The sequence below is a fragment of the Streptomyces sp. NPDC032091 genome, assembly GCF_055580265.1.
In genome coordinates this window covers 280,464-294,994 of record NZ_JBVILR010000005.1, presented here as the reverse complement: position 1 = coordinate 294,994, position 14,531 = coordinate 280,464, and the positions used below count along the sequence as shown (strand labels likewise).

Here is a 14,531-nt window from a genome sequence, read left to right as displayed (position 1 = left end):
CACAGCGACACCTGCGACAGGGCGATCCACCACAGAGCGGAGGACTCGGAGAATGGCCGGCGCGATGCGCAAGATGGCGGTCTACCTCGGCCTCGTGGAGGACGACCGGTACGACAATCCGGGGTACGACCCCGATGACGAATTCGAGCCCGAGCCGGAGCCCGAGCGTCCCCGGGAGCGGGAGCGTCGGCAGCAGCCCGTGCACCAACCGCCCGTATCGGACGAACCGGTACGAGTAGTGCAGCCGCCGGCACCGCGCGAACCCCTCCCAATTCCGTCAGAAAACGGACGTCCCGCGCGAATTGCCCCCGTGGCATCCATCACACCTGACCGCACCAACCTGGAGAAGAACGCCCCCGTGATCATGCCCAAGGTCGTCTCCGAGCGGGAGCCGTACCGCATCACGACGCTGCACCCCCGGACCTACAACGAGGCCCGTACCATCGGGGAACACTTCCGTGAGGGCACCCCGGTGATCATGAATCTCACGGAGATGGACGACACCGACGCGAAGCGTCTGGTCGACTTCGCGGCCGGTCTCGTCTTCGGTCTGCACGGCAGCATTGAACGCGTGACACAGAAGGTGTTCCTGCTGTCGCCTGCTAACGTCGATGTCACGGCGGAGGACAAGGCCCGCATCGCGGAGGGCGGGTTCTTCAACCAAAGCTAGACCGATCCGTCAGATACGGGACCGGGAACAGAGCGGGAGCAGGGGAGAGGGAAGCGCGGGATGGGCGTCGCACTGCAGGTGGTCTACATCGCGCTGATGTGCTTCCTCATCGTGCTGATCTTCCGACTGGTCATGGACTACGTGTTCCAGTTCGCACGTTCATGGACACCCGGCAAGGCGATGGTGGTCGTTCTGGAGGCCACCTACACTGTCACCGATCCACCGCTCAAACTCCTTCGGCGGTTCATCCCGCCGTTGCGTCTCGGGGGCGTGGCGCTCGACCTGTCCTTCTTCGTTCTGATGATCATCGTTTACATCCTCATCAGCTTCGTGAGCACCGCTGCGAGAAGCGTGTGAACGATGAGCTCCCCCGCGCCTGCGGGGACAGTCCCGATACGGTCCTGCCGACTGCCGACGACTACGTAGAGGTGAAGAAGACATGCCGCTGACTCCCGAGGACGTGCGGAACAAGCAGTTCACGACCGTCCGCCTGCGAGAAGGCTATGACGAGGACGAGGTCGATGCCTTCCTCGACGAGGTCGAAGCCGAGCTGACGCGCCTGCTGCGCGAGAACGAGGACCTGCGCGCGAAGCTGGCCGCCGCCACGCGTGCCGCCGCGCAGAGCCAGCAGCAGGCCAACATGCGCAAGCCGGAACCGCAGGACCAGCGAGGCCCCGGCGCCCCCGTGCCGGCGGCCATATCCGGCCCGCCGCAGCAGCAGCAGCCGCAGATGGGCCCGCCGCAGCTGCCGGGCGGCCAGCCCCAGCTGCCCCCGGGCCCCGGCGGACACGGACCGCAGGGTCCGGGCCCGATGGGCGGCCCCATGCAGCAGCAGCAGTCCATGGGCGGCCAGCAGTCCATGGGTGGCCAGCACCCGATGGCCCCGCAGCAGCAGATGGGCCAGCAGCAGATGCAGCAGCAGATGCAGCAGCAGTCCATGGGCGGCCAGAACCAGCTCGGCCAGCCGATGGGCCAGCAGATGCAGCCCATGGGTCAGCAGATGCAGCCGATGGGCCAGCAGATGCAGCCCATGCAGCAGCCGCAGCTCCCGCAGCAGGGCCCCGGCGGCGACAGCGCCGCCCGCGTCCTGTCGCTCGCGCAGCAGACCGCCGACCAGGCGATCGCCGAGGCCCGCTCCGAGGCCAACAAGATCGTCGGCGAGGCCCGTTCGCGCGCCGAGGGCCTGGAGCGGGACGCCCGCGCCAAGGCCGACGCCCTGGAGCGGGACGCGCAGGAGAAGCACCGCGTCGCGATGGGCTCTCTGGAGTCCGCCCGCGCCACGCTGGAGCGCAAGGTCGAGGACCTGCGGGGCTTCGAGCGCGAGTACCGTACGCGCCTGAAGTCCTACCTGGAGTCGCAGCTGCGCCAGCTGGAGACCCAGGCCGACGACTCCCTGGCCCCGCCGCGCACGCCGGCCGGCCCGGCCCTGCCGCCGTCGCCGTCCCCGTCGATGGCTCCGGCCGGTGCGATGGGCATGGGTGGTCCGTCCCCGATGGGCGGTCCCTCGCCGATGGGCGGCCCCTCCCCGATGAGCGGTGCGCCGTCCTACGGTGGCCAGCAGCAGATGTCCCCGGCGATGACGCAGCCGATGGCTCCGGTGCGGCCGGCCGCTCCGCAGCCGATGCAGCAGGCGCCGTCTCCCATGCGGGGCTTCCTGATCGACGAGGACGACAACTGACGTAGCCGTCGGCAGTCACTACGGGCCGGGCCCGGTTCCCCTGAGGGGGCACCGGGCCCGGCCCGTTTTCCGCTGCGCGGGGCCGTGTCCCCTCCCCGCCCTTCCACCGTTCCCTGGGGCTCCGCCCCCGACCCCGCGCCTCAAACGCCGGCGGGGCTGATATCAGCCCCGCCGGCGTTTGAGGCGAACGAAAGCGGCGCCCCCCGCACGGGAGGGCGCCGCTTCGGTGGGGCGGGGTTACGCCTTGCGGAGGCGGAACGTCAGCGCGAGGGACTCGTCCTCGAAGGGGGAGCCGTACGCGTCGTCGGCCTCGCCGGAGGCGAAGTCGGTCGCGAGGACCTCGTCAGCGATCAGGGCCGCGTGGTCCGTGAGGGCCGTGACGACCTCCTCGGACGTCGAGGACCAGCGCAGGGCGATCCGGTCCGCGACGTCGAGGCCGGAGTTCTTCCGGGCCTCCTGGATCAGCCGGATCGCGTCACGGGCGAGACCCGCCAGCCGCAGCTCCGGCGTGATCTCCAGGTCGAGCGCGACCGTCGCGCCGGAGTCGGAGGCCACCGACCAGCCCTCACGCGGGGTCTCGGTGATGATGACCTCCTCCGGGGTGAGGGTCACCTCCTCACCGTTCACCGTCACGACCGCCGAGCCGGAGCGCAGCGAGAGGGACAGGGCGGCGGCGTCCGCCGCGGCCACGGCCTTCGCCACGTCCTGCACGCCCTTGCCGAACCGCTTGCCCAGCGCCCGGAAGTTCGCCTTCGCCGTCGTGTCGACCAGCGAGCCGCCCACCTCGGAGAGGGAGGCCAGCGAGGAGACGTTCAGCTCCTCCGTGATCTGGGCCTGGAGGTCGGCCGACAGCGCGTCGAAGCCCACCGCGCCGACCAGCGCGCGCGACAGCGGCTGACGGGTCTTGACGCCCGACTCCGCGCGCGTCGCACGGCCCAGCTCCACCAGGCGGCGGACCAGCAGCATCTGCTGGGAGAGGACCGGGTCGACGGCCGAGGCGTCGGCCGTCGGCCAGGTGGACAGGTGCACCGACTCCGGCGCCCCCGGGGTGACCGGGACGACCATGTCCTGCCAGACCCGCTCCGTGATGAAGGGGGTCAGGGGCGCCATGAGCCGGGTGACCGTCTCGACGACCTCGTGCAGGGTGCGCAGGGCCGCCTTGTCGCCCTGCCAGAACCGGCGGCGCGAGCGGCGCACGTACCAGTTGGACAGGTCGTCCACGAAGGCGGACAGCAGCTTGCCGGCGCGCTGGGTGTCGTAGGACTCCATCGCGTCCGTGACCTCGGAGACGAGGGTGTTCAGCTCGGACAGCAGCCACTTGTCCAGCACCGTGCGGTCCGCCGGCGCCGGGTCGGCCTCCGAGGGGGCCCACTCGGACGTCCGGGCGTACAGGGCCTGGAAGGCCACGGTGTTCCAGTACGTGAGGAGCGTCTTGCGGACGACCTCCTGGATCGTGCCGTGGCCCACGCGCCGCGCCGCCCACGGGGAGCCGCCGGCCGCCATGAACCAGCGCACCGCGTCCGCGCCGTGCTGGTCCATGAGCGGGATCGGCTGGAGGATGTTGCCCAGGTGCTTGGACATCTTGCGGCCGTCCTCGGCGAGGATGTGGCCCAGGCAGACCACGTTCTCGTACGAGGACTTGTCGAAGACCAGCGTGCCGACCGCCATCAGGGTGTAGAACCACCCGCGGGTCTGGTCGATCGCCTCCGAGATGAACTGCGCCGGGTAGCGCTTCTCGAAGATCTCCTTGTTCTTGTACGGGTAGCCCCACTGCGCGAACGGCATCGAGCCCGAGTCGTACCAGGCGTCGATGACCTCCGGCACGCGGACGGCGGTCAGCGAGCAGCCCTCGTGCGTGCACGGGAACGTGACGTCGTCGATGTAGGGGCGGTGCGGGTCCAGCTCCGAGTGGTCCCGGCCGGAGAGCTCGGACAGCTCGGCGCGCGAGCCGACGCAGGTGAGGTGGTCCTCCTCGCAGCGCCAGATCGGCAGCGGGGTGCCCCAGTAGCGGTTGCGGGAGAGCGCCCAGTCGATGTTGTTGTTCAGCCAGTCGCCGAAGCGGCCCTGCTTGACCGACTCGGGGAACCAGTTCGTCTTCTCGTTCTCCCGCAGCATCGCGTCCTTGACGGCGGTGGTGCGGATGTACCAGGACGGCTGCGCGTAGTAGAGCAGGGCCGTGTGGCAGCGCCAGCAGTGCGGGTAGCTGTGCTCGTAGGCGATGTGCTTGAAGAGCAGGCCGCGCGCGTCGAGGTCGGCGGTCAGCTTCTCGTCGGCCTTCTTGAAGAAGACGCCGCCGACGAGCGGGACGTCCTCCTCGAAGGTGCCGTCGGGGCGGACCGGGTTCACGACCGGCAGGCCGTACGCGCGGCAGACCGCGAGGTCGTCGGCGCCGAAGGCGGGGGACTGGTGGACCAGACCGGTGCCGTCCTCGGTCGTGACGTACTCGGCGTTCACGACGTAGTGGGCGGGCTCGGGGAACTCCACGAGGGAGAAGGGGCGCTCGTACGTCCAGCGCTCCATCTCCTTGCCGGTGAAGCTCTGCCCGGTGGCCTCCCAGCCCTCGCCGAGCGCCTTCTCCAGCAGCGGCTCGGCCACGACCAGCTTCTGGTCGCCGTTGGTCGCGACCACGTACGTGACGTCGGGGTGGGCGGCGACCGCCGTGTTGGACACCAGGGTCCAGGGGGTGGTCGTCCACACCAGGAGCGCCGCCTCGCCCGCGAGCGGGCCGGAGGTCAGCGGGAAGCGGACGTAGACGGAGGGGTCGACGACCGTCTCGTAGCCCTGGGCCAGCTCGTGGTCCGAGAGGCCGGTGCCGCAGCGCGGGCACCAGGGGGCGACGCGGTGGTCCTGGGTCAGCAGGCCCTTGTTGAAGATCTCCTTCAGCGACCACCAGACCGATTCCACGTACTCGGGGTCCATGGTCCGGTACGCGTCGTCCAGGTCGACCCAGTAGCCCATGCGGGTCGTGAGCTCGGTGAACGCGTCGGTGTGGCGGGTCACGGACTCACGGCACTTCGCGTTGAACTCGGCGATGCCGTACGCCTCGATGTCCTGCTTGCCGTTGAAGCCGAGCTCCTTCTCGACGGCGAGCTCGACCGGCAGGCCGTGGCAGTCCCAGCCGGCCTTGCGGGCCACGTGGTAGCCGCGCATGGTGCGGAAGCGGGGGAAGACGTCCTTGAAGACGCGGGCCTCGATGTGGTGCGCACCGGGCATGCCGTTCGCGGTGGGCGGGCCCTCGTAGAAGACCCACTCGGGGCGTCCCTCGGACTGCTCCAGCGTCTTGGCGAAGGTCTTGCTCTCGCGCCAGAAGTCGAGGACGGCGTGTTCGAGGGCGGGCAGGTCGACCTGGGCGGGTACCGGGCGGTACTGCGGCGGTGTGGTCATGAGGCTGAACTCTTCCTCCGGCGGGTGTGTCACTTCCGTCCGGAGGGACGAGAGCATCTGCTGCTCCCGCGGTACCACCCTCCTTGGCCTCCGGACGGGTCCGGCGGCCCCCTCATTGGGGTGCGAAGCCGGTTCTACCGGCCCCACGGGGATCCACGGGCCCCCGTGCGGGCTTTCTTCCGGCGGCTCCGGGGTGATCCTTCACATCGCGCTCGCCCCCGGGCTCTCACCGTCCCCGGGTCGCTCCTGGCTGCGTCCGACGCTACTCGTCCCCATCCATGCCTTTCGCTGCGCCCAGTGTACGGGCCGGGGCACGGCTCGGCAGACCGGTTATCCGGCGGGGCGCGGGCGTGACCCGGACGGCCCGATGGGCCGTCCGGGGATCCGCGGGGGGCGGCGGGGCGGATTACGGGGGCTCCCGCTGGGCACAACGGATGCAGGTTGACCTTGATGGACGCGTGCCCCGTTGCCGTGGGGTCGGAGCCGATTTATCGTTCCGGCACGATTTGGCTAAAAAGGCCACATCCGGTGAAAAGGGGCCGCGGCCATGGTGGCGAAGAAGACGGCGACACGGGAGGTGGCTGCTGTGCCGGGCTCCACGGCTGCCGCCGAACGGGCCGCTCCGGAGAAGAAGGCGCCCCCGGAGAAGAAGGCGGCCGCGGCGAAGAAGGCCCCGGCGAAGAAGGCCGCGGCCAAGACGGCGCCGGCGAAGAAGGCCGCGGCCAAGAAGGCTCCGGCCGAGAAGGCCGTGGCGAAGAAGACGACGGCCGTGAAGAAGACGGTGGCCGTGAAGAAGACGACGGCCGTGAAGAAGACGGCGGCCCGGAAGGCTCCGGCCGAAGAGGCCCCGGCGGCTTCGGGCGGGCGTAGCACGGGAAAGGGCCCGGCCTCCTCGGCCGGAGCCGAGGGGGCGGCCCCGGCCGCGCGGAAGACGGGAGCTCGGAAAGTGGTTGCCAAGAAGACCGCGGGTACGGCCCGCAAGACGGCCGACGACACCGCCGGCGGCGTCGTGGCCGCCACCCCAGGCGAGCTCGCCGTACGCCCCGGGGAGGAGCCCTGGACCCCCGAGGAGGTCGCGGAGGCCCGTACCGAGCTGCTCTCGGAGGTGATGCGGCTGCGCGTGGAGCTGGAGGCCTCCGAGATGGCCATCTCCGGTCTGATGCGCGACTCGGGCGACGGCGCGGGCGACGACCAGGCCGACACGGGCACCAAGAACATCACCCGGGAGTCCGAGCTGGCGCTCGCCGCGAACGCCACCTCCATGCTGGAGCAGACCGAGCGGGCGCTGGAACGGCTGGAGGCGGGCACCTACGGGCTGTGCGAGAACTGCGGCAAACCCATCGGGAAGGCCAGGATGCAGGCCTTCCCGCGGGCCACGCTGTGCGTGGACTGCAAGCAGAAGCAGGAGCGAAGGCACTAGCCAGGACGTACGCACCCTGACGTACTCTCGTGTCTCGTCGGGATCGAGCTAGTTCGAGGGACTCACGTGGCAGAGGCGGAGCGCATCATCGGTACGCCGGAGGTCGGGGACGACGCCGAGCCGCAGTCGGAGCCCGGCGCGCCCCGGGGGCGCAGGCGGATCGCGGCGCTGCTCGTGGTGGCGGTGCTGGCGTACCTGCTCGACCTCGGCAGCAAGATGCTGGTCGTGGCCCGGCTGGAGCACCAGCCCCCGATCGAGGTCGTCGGGGACCTGCTGAAGTTCGACGCCATCCGCAACCCCGGCGCGGCCTTCGGCTTCGGCGAGGCGTTCACGATCATCTTCACGGTGATCGCGGCGACCGTGATCGTGGTGATCGTCCGGCTGGCCCGCAAGCTGTACAGCCTGCCGTGGGCGATCGCCCTGGGCCTGCTGCTGGGCGGCGCGCTGGGCAACCTGACCGACCGGATCTTCCGCTCGCCGGGCGTGTTCCGGGGGGCCGTGGTCGACTTCATCGCGCCCGCCCACTTCGCCGTCTTCAACCTCGCCGACTCGGCGATCGTGTGCGGCGGGATCCTGATCGTCCTGCTGTCCTTCAAGGGCCTGGACCCGGACGGCACCGTCCACAAGGACTGACCTCGGGGCCGCGCGCGGGAATGGTCTTCCGCCGGGTCCGGCATACTCGACGGGTGAGTACGATTCCCGAGATCCGCACCCTGCCCGTTCCCGATGGCCTGGAAGGCGAGCGCGTCGACGCCGCCATCGCCCGTATGTTCGGTTTTTCCCGGACGAAGGCGGCCGAACTGGCGGCGGAGGGGAAGGTCTCGGTCGACGGCAGCGTCGTCGGCAAGTCCGAGCGCGTGCACGGCGGCGCCTGGCTGGAGGTCGAGATGCCCGCCCCGCCGCGGCCGATCGAACTCGTGGCCGAGCCGGTGCCCGGCATGGAGATCATCCACGACGACGACGACGTCGTGGTCATCATGAAGCCGGTCGGCGTCGCCGCCCACCCGAGCCCCGGCTGGACCGGCACCACCGTCATCGGCGGCCTCGCCGCGGCCGGCTACCGGATCTCCACCTCGGGCGCCTCCGAGCGCCAGGGCATCGTGCACCGCCTCGACGTCGGCACCTCCGGCCTGATGGCCGTGGCCAAGTCGGAGCGGGCGTACACCTCGCTGAAGAACCAGTTCCGCGAGCGGGTCGTGGACAAGCGGTACCACGCGCTGGTGCAGGGGCACCCGGACCCGATGAGCGGCACCATCGACGCGCCGATCGGGCGTCACCCCAGCGCGGACTACAAGTGGGCGGTGACCCAGGACGGCAAGCCGTCGGTCACGCACTACGACCTGATCGAGGCGTTCCGGGCGGCGTCGCTGCTGGACATCAAGCTGGAGACGGGGCGTACGCACCAGATCCGCGTGCACATGTCGGCCCACCGGCACCCGTGCGTCGGCGACCTGACCTACGGGGCCGACCCGACGGTCGCCAAGCGGCTCGGCCTGACCCGCCAGTGGCTGCACGCGGTGCGCCTGGGCTTCGAGCACCCGGCGGACGGGCAGTGGGTGGAGTTCGAGAGCGGCTACCCCGCCGACCTCCAGCACGCCCTCGACGTGATCCGCGCCGAGAGCCAGTAGGAACGGGCGGGGGCGGCGGGGGCTCAATCCCCGGAAGCGGCACCGCCCCCTGGCAGGGTGGACGAGTGGATCAGCTCGCTCTGCTCTTCTTGCTGCTGCTCGGCGCCGTGGTCACCGTTCCGCTCGGCGACCGGCTCGGCCTGCCCGCGCCCGTGCTGATGACCCTCGGCGGGGTCGGGCTGGCGTTGGTGCCGGCCGTGCCCAACGTGAACATCGCGCCCGAGTACATCCTCCCCCTGCTGCTGCCGCCCCTGCTGTACGCCTCCGCGCAACGCACCTCGTGGCGGCAGTTCGCGGCGAACGTCCGGCCGATCCTGCTGCTGGCCGTGGCCCTGGTCTTTGTGACCACCGCCGCCGTGGCCGCCGTCGCGAACGCCGTCGTCCCCGGGCTGCCCGTCGCGGCGGCCGTCGCGCTCGGCGCGCTGGTCGCCCCGCCCGACCCCGTCGCGGCCACCGCCGTCGCCGGATCGCTCGGGCTGCCGCGCCGCATGGTGTCGATCCTGGAGGGCGAGGGGCTCTTCAACGACGTCACCGCCATCGTGCTGTACCACGTGGCCGTCGCCGCCGCGGTGAGCGGCACCTTCTCCTGGCCCGACGCGCTCGGGGAGTTCGTCCTGTCCGCGGTGGTGGCCGTCGCCGTCGGGCTCGCGCTCGGCTGGGCCACGAACCGGCTGATGGGCCGGCTCGATGACGCCACCCTCCAGATCGGGCTGACGCTGCTGGTCCCGTTCGTCTCGTACGTGCTGGCCGAGGAGCTGCGCGGGTCGGGGGTGCTGGCCGTACTGACCACCGCCCTCTTCCTCGCCGAGTACGCGAACGACGCCGACGACGTGCTGGGCCGGCTCGCCGGGCACACCTTCTGGGAGGTCGTCGACGTCCTCGTCACCGGCGTCGCCTTCGGCCTGATCGGACTGGAACTCCACAACGTCTTCGGCGTCGCCAAGGGCCGCGAGTGGGAGATGGCCGGCTGGGCGGCGGCCGTGGTCGCCGTGGTGGTGGGGGTGCGGCTGGCGTGGCTGCTGCCGGCGGGCTGGCTCGCGAAGAAGCTGCACGGCCGGCGCGACTACGACGAGGAGATCCCGCTGAGCTGGCGGGAGAGCGTGGTGATGTGGTGGGCGGGGATGCGCGGGGTGGCGTCCGTCGCGCTGGCCCTGGCCATCCCGCTGCGGACGGACGCGGGGGACCCCTTCCCGGACCGCGACGAGATCGTCTTCATCGCCTTCGCGGTGATCATGGCGACCCTGGTGTTCCAGGGGCTGACCCTGCCGTGGCTGGTGCGGCGGCTGGGAGTGGAGCCCGACACGGACGCCGAACGGGAGACCGAGCGCGCGCTCGCGCTGCGCGCGGCGAAGGCGGCGAAGCGGCGGCTCAGGGAGATCGAGGAGATGGAGGACCTCCCGGAGGACCTGGTCGAGGTCCTGTACCGGCGCGCGTACGACGTGGGCGCGAGGATCAGCCCCGACCTGGTCGACGAGGAGCGGCGGGAGGCGTACGCGAAGCGGGTCGAGCGGATCCGCCAGGTCCAGCGGATCCAGCGCGAGATGATGTCCGCCGCCCGCCACGAGGTGCTGTCGGCCCGCAGCGAACCGGGGGCGGACCCGGAGATCGTGGACCGCGTACTGCGCCACCTGGACGTACGCAGCCTGCGGAGCGCGTAGGCGCCGTGGGCCGTCAACGCCCCCGGACGGCCACGGCCCTCAGCAGGCGGACGTACCGGGAGCGGCGGGCCGGGCGCGCGGGCCGGCCGGCGCGGTCCAGGCCGTCCTCCAGGCAGGCGTCGTGCAGCCAGCGGTAGGCCAGCGGCCAGCTGAGGCGGGCGGGGCCGGTGACGCGCATCGAGAGGGTGTGGCGCAGGACCGTGCGCCGGTCGTCGACCGGCAGGACGGCGAACTCGTGGAACCCGTGGAAGCCCCGGGGGCCGGTGAAGGTGAAGCGGATCCAGGTCCCCGGCACGTACGCGGCCACGGTGTACCGCACCGGGCCGTGCCCGCCCTTCGCGCCGGCCGACAGGGGGCCGTCGAACTCCATCGCGGGCCAGGTCCGGTGCGGCCAGAGCCGGTCCCCGGGCCCGGAGGCCAGGCTGTCGAGGAGGGTTCCGACGTCGGCGGCGGGCATCGGCAACAGGCGTTCGTGCACGTTGTGGACAGGCATGACCGGCTCCTCGGCTCAATTAGAGAGGGTTCTCTAATTGTTGTGGAGAGTACTCTCTGATTCATGCCGAGACCACCCCGCTTCGACACCGGCGCACTCCTGGACGCCGCCGTCCTCCTCGCCGCCGGCGGAGGGCCGGCCGCCGTCACCATGTCGGCCGTCGCCCAGGCCGTCGGCGCGCCCAGCGGATCCGTCTACCACCGCTTCCCGGGGCGCCCGGCGCTGCTCGCGGAGGTGTGGCTGCGCACCGTCGAGCGGTTCCAGGAGGGGTACCTGGCCGCGCTCGACGGGGACACCGAACCCCTCCGGTCCGCCCGCGCCGGGGCCCGCCACGTCGTCGCCTGGAGCCGGTCCTCTCCGGCCGAGGCGGCCCTGCTCCTGTACGGCCCCGAAGAGTTCGGCCGCGCCGGATGGTCCGAGGAACACCGGGAACGGGCGGACCGGGGCAACGGACGCGTCTTCGGCCGGCTCGCCCGGCTCGCCGCCGCCCTCGGCCTGACCGGCCCCGAGGGCCGGGACCTGGTCGCCCTGGCCCTGATCGACCTGCCGCTCGCCGTGGTCCGCCGCCCGCTGCGGGCGCGCGACCCGCTGCCCCCGCACGCCGAGGACCTCGCGGCGGAGTCGGCAGCCACCCTCCTCGGTGGTGCGGTCTAGGGCCTGTCGTCAAACTCCCGTCGTCGCCCGGAGGGCGGCCCCGCGGCGTCTGGTGCGTGCTCTCGGTGTGCCGGGCGGAAGCCCGCGTACTGGACGTACTTGGCTTTCGCCCGGTGCGGCGAGAGCGCGTGCCAGGCGTCGCGGGGCAGACGGGAGTTTGACGACAGGCCCTAGGGCTGAGGTGGGGCCTCTGTCGTCGTGACGCGGGGGAGGGCGTGCGGGTGCTCCGTTGCCAGCCAGGTCATCAGTTGCTCGCGGACCGCGCAGCGCAGGGTCCACACGTCGTCGGCGTCCTTCGCCGTGACCACCGCGCGGACCACGATGGTGTTCGGGGTGGTGTCCGTGACGGCCAGGCCGGCCGCGCGGCCGTCCCACTCGGGGATGTCCTTGAGGAGCTCGGCGAGCTTGTCCCGCATCAGGGCGACCGGGGCCGCGTGGTCCAGGTGCCAGAAGACGGTGCCGGTCATCTGGGCGCCGCCGCGCGACCAGTTCTCGTACGGCTTGCTCGTGAAGTACGAGACCGGCATCGTGATCCGGCGCTCGTCCCAGGTGCGGACCACCAGGAAGGTCAGCGTGATCTCCTCGACCTTCCCCCACTCCTTGTCCACGACGACCGTGTCCCCGATGCGCACCGTGTCGCCGAAGGCGATCTGGAGCCCGGCGAAGAGGTTCCCGAGGGAGGCCTGGGCGGCGATGCCGGCCACGATGCCGAGCACCCCGGCCGACGCCAGCACCGAGGCGCCGACGGTGCGCATCGCCGGGAAGGTCAGCAGCATCGCCGCGGCCGCGACGACGACGGCCACGGCGGTGAGCGCCCGCTGGATCAGCGTGACCTGCGTGCGCACCCGCCGCACCCGGGCGTCGTCCGGCGCGGAGGCGGCGTAGCGGGCGTACGCGGAGTCCACGACCGCGGTCGCGATGCCGACCAGCAGCCAGGCCGTGGAGGCGATCTGCACCAGGGTCAGGACGTGGCCCACGGCGGCCGCGTGGCCGGGCAGGACGTGCGCCGACCGGTACCCGGTCTGGAGCGCGGCCGTGGCCAGGACCAGCCGGAACGGCGGGACGCAGCGGCGCAGCAGACCCCACAGCGGGGTCTCGGAGTGCCGGGCGTCGGCCCGGCGCAGCAGCAGGTCGAGCAGCCGGCCGGCGAGCAGGGTGAGGAGCAGGACGGCGCAGACGGCGATCGCGGGACGCAGGACGTTCTCCATCTCCATGCGGGAGAACCTATCCACGGGGCGCCGCCGGACTCCTCCCTTTCCGGGCAATGGCACGATGGGAGGCATGAACATCATGCTCTTCCACTCGACGTACGGGCTGCGGCCCGCGGTGCACGCGGCGGCCGACCGGCTGCGCGCCGCCGGACACCGGGTGCAGGTGCCCGACCTCTTCGAGGGCCGTACGTTCGAGACGTTCGAGGAGGGCGTGGCCCACCTGGAGGAGGTGGGCCGCGACGAGCTGCTCAAGCGGGCGGTGCTGGCCTCGGCGCCCTTCTCCGACCAGGGCCTGGTCTACGCCGGTTTCGACTTCGGCGGCTCCGTCGCCCAGCACCTGGCGCTGGCCGACGACAAGGCGCGCGGACTGCTGCTCCTGCACGGCACGGCGGACCTGGAGGACGACACCTCGGCCGACGAGCTGCCGGTGCAGCTGCACATGGCGGACCCCGACCCCTTCGAGACGCACGACTGGCTGACCGCCTGGTACCTGCGGATGCGGCGGGCCGGGGCGGACGTGGAGATCCACAGCTATCCGGGTGCCGGGCACCTGTTCACGGACCCGGACCTGGACGACTACGACGCGGACGCCGCCGAGGAGGTCTGGCGGATCGCGCTCGCCTTCCTCGACAGCCTGTAGGGGGACAGGGGGACAGGGGGAACGAACGGGACGGGGCCCGGCGCTTGCTGCGCCGGGCCCCGCCGTGTGCGTGCGGTGTGGAGCGGTGCGCGCGATCAGGCGCGGTAGGCGGTCCACATGCTCTTCATGCGCGACACCTGGCCGGCGGTGAACTGGTACATGCAGGAGTCGTACGTGTAGTCCATGAAGTTGTGGATCGGGTCCACGCCCGGCTTGCTCGTGCAGGAGTCACGGCCGGTCGGGCACTCGAAGGCCGCGCTCTGCTCGGCCGGGGTGTCGGAGACGGAGTCGCCGCTGCCCGAGCAGCCGCCCTGGAAGGTGTGGTAGAGGCCCATCCAGTGGCCGACCTCGTGGGTGGCGGTGTCGCCCTCGTTGTAGTTGGTGGCGGAGCCGCCGGGCAGCGAGGAGTTGAGGATGACCACGCCGTCCATCTTCGGGGCGGAGGCGTAGGAGCTCGGGAAGGTCGCCCAGCCGAGCAGGCCGCCGCCGAGGTTGGCGGTGTAGAGGTTGAGCGCGTTCTTGCCGCCCTTGCGCAGGGCGTTCTTCATGTCCTTCTCGGCCTGGGTGCCGTCGGAGACGGTGTACCAGGCGGCGTTGTCGGTGTAGTCGGTGCCGGCCAGGGAGAACTGGAAGCCGGAGTCGACGTTGCCGGTGCCCTTGCCGCTGTAGGCGGCGTTCAGGACGTTGATCTGGTTGGTGATGTCCGTGGCGGTCAGCTTGCCCTGGCTGCCGTTGGTGATCACGTGGACGTACACCGGGATGGTGGTGGCGGCGGCCAGGGAGCTGACGCCCTCGCGCGCGCCGAAGACCTGCTGCGGCGACAGCTGCATCTGGCCGAGCTTCTTCTTGAGGTCCGCGTCCATGGCCTTGGTCTGGGCCTCGGACAGCTCGTTGGGCTCGGCCGCGTGCGTGTCCTTGGGCTTGGCGACGCGGGCGTTGGCAGGGGCGGAGCCCTGCTCGGCACAGGCCTCGGCGCCGGTCTTCGGGGCGGCGGCGACGGTGGTGGGGGCCGTCAGCGGGGCGAACGCCAGGGTGGAGGCCAGGACGGCCGTACCCATGAGGCGGCGCCGGAGAAGGGGGGATATGCGGGCAACA

General features: G+C 71.5%; 13 protein-coding genes. 9 read left to right on the top strand and 4 right to left on the bottom strand.

Going from position 1 to position 14,531, the window contains the following annotated elements; translation table 11 throughout:
* The first annotated feature begins 52 nt into the window (after positions 1–52).
* The 3 genes from ACZ5NJ_RS11780 (at position 53) to ACZ5NJ_RS11770 (ending at position 2,348) form a co-directional block, all read left to right on the top strand.
* Complete coding sequence (locus ACZ5NJ_RS11780) at positions 53–670, top strand: cell division protein SepF (protein ID WP_468764561.1); 618 nt, start codon at positions 53–55, stop codon at positions 668–670.
* A 60-nt stretch (positions 671–730) separates the two neighbouring features.
* Positions 731–1,027 (top strand): YggT family protein, encoded by a 297-nt coding sequence (locus ACZ5NJ_RS11775; RefSeq protein ID WP_030155988.1) that lies wholly within the window; start codon positions 731–733, stop codon positions 1,025–1,027.
* An 82-nt stretch (positions 1,028–1,109) separates the two neighbouring features.
* Positions 1,110–2,348, top strand: a complete 1,239-nt coding sequence (locus ACZ5NJ_RS11770) for a DivIVA domain-containing protein (RefSeq protein WP_468764560.1) — start codon at positions 1,110–1,112, stop codon at positions 2,346–2,348.
* A gap of 237 nt (positions 2,349–2,585) precedes the next feature.
* Here the strand turns inward: ACZ5NJ_RS11770 and ileS are convergent, their stop codons facing one another.
* Positions 2,586–5,732 (bottom strand): isoleucine--tRNA ligase, encoded by a 3,147-nt coding sequence (gene ileS, locus ACZ5NJ_RS11765; RefSeq protein WP_468764558.1) that lies wholly within the window; start codon positions 5,730–5,732, stop codon positions 2,586–2,588.
* A 547-nt stretch (positions 5,733–6,279) separates the two neighbouring features.
* Here ileS and ACZ5NJ_RS11760 point away from each other — a divergent pair.
* From ACZ5NJ_RS11760 to ACZ5NJ_RS11745, 4 genes are all read left to right on the top strand, one after another.
* A complete protein-coding gene (locus ACZ5NJ_RS11760) occupies positions 6,280–7,152 on the top strand; it encodes a TraR/DksA family transcriptional regulator (protein ID WP_468764557.1) in 873 nt (290 codons plus the stop codon).
* A 66-nt stretch (positions 7,153–7,218) separates the two neighbouring features.
* On the top strand, positions 7,219–7,785 hold the full coding sequence (gene lspA, locus ACZ5NJ_RS11755) for a signal peptidase II (RefSeq protein ID WP_468764556.1): 567 nt from the start codon (positions 7,219–7,221) through the stop codon (positions 7,783–7,785).
* A 53-nt stretch (positions 7,786–7,838) separates the two neighbouring features.
* Positions 7,839–8,780 carry an RluA family pseudouridine synthase gene (locus ACZ5NJ_RS11750; RefSeq protein WP_468764555.1) on the top strand — a complete coding sequence of 314 codons (942 nt, stop codon included), beginning with the start codon at positions 7,839–7,841 and terminating at the stop codon, positions 8,778–8,780.
* A gap of 65 nt (positions 8,781–8,845) precedes the next feature.
* Positions 8,846–10,438 (top strand): Na+/H+ antiporter, encoded by a 1,593-nt coding sequence (locus ACZ5NJ_RS11745; protein ID WP_468764554.1) that lies wholly within the window; start codon positions 8,846–8,848, stop codon positions 10,436–10,438.
* 13 nt (positions 10,439–10,451) lie between these two features.
* On the opposite strand, the gene ACZ5NJ_RS11740 is transcribed toward ACZ5NJ_RS11745, so the two are convergent.
* Positions 10,452–10,931, bottom strand: a complete 480-nt coding sequence (locus tag ACZ5NJ_RS11740) for an SRPBCC family protein (RefSeq protein ID WP_468764553.1) — start codon at positions 10,929–10,931, stop codon at positions 10,452–10,454.
* 63 nt (positions 10,932–10,994) lie between these two features.
* Here ACZ5NJ_RS11740 and ACZ5NJ_RS11735 point away from each other — a divergent pair, with 63 nt between their 5' ends.
* Positions 10,995–11,585, top strand: a complete 591-nt coding sequence (locus ACZ5NJ_RS11735; protein ID WP_468764552.1) for a TetR/AcrR family transcriptional regulator — start codon at positions 10,995–10,997, stop codon at positions 11,583–11,585.
* Positions 11,586–11,755: 170 nt separating this feature from the next.
* On the opposite strand, the gene ACZ5NJ_RS11730 is transcribed toward ACZ5NJ_RS11735, so the two are convergent.
* The gene (locus tag ACZ5NJ_RS11730; RefSeq protein WP_468764606.1) at positions 11,756–12,793 is read right to left on the bottom strand and encodes a mechanosensitive ion channel family protein; all 1,038 of its coding nucleotides are present in this window, start codon (positions 12,791–12,793) and stop codon (positions 11,756–11,758) included.
* A 64-nt stretch (positions 12,794–12,857) separates the two neighbouring features.
* Between ACZ5NJ_RS11730 and ACZ5NJ_RS11725 the strand changes: the two genes are divergently transcribed.
* Positions 12,858–13,436 carry a dienelactone hydrolase family protein gene (locus ACZ5NJ_RS11725; RefSeq protein WP_468764551.1) on the top strand — a complete coding sequence of 193 codons (579 nt, stop codon included), beginning with the start codon at positions 12,858–12,860 and terminating at the stop codon, positions 13,434–13,436.
* Positions 13,437–13,531: 95 nt separating this feature from the next.
* Here the strand turns inward: ACZ5NJ_RS11725 and ACZ5NJ_RS11720 are convergent, their stop codons facing one another.
* A complete protein-coding gene (locus tag ACZ5NJ_RS11720; protein ID WP_468764605.1) occupies positions 13,532–14,494 on the bottom strand; it encodes a zinc metalloprotease in 963 nt (320 codons plus the stop codon).
* Positions 14,495–14,531: the final 37 nt, after the last annotated feature.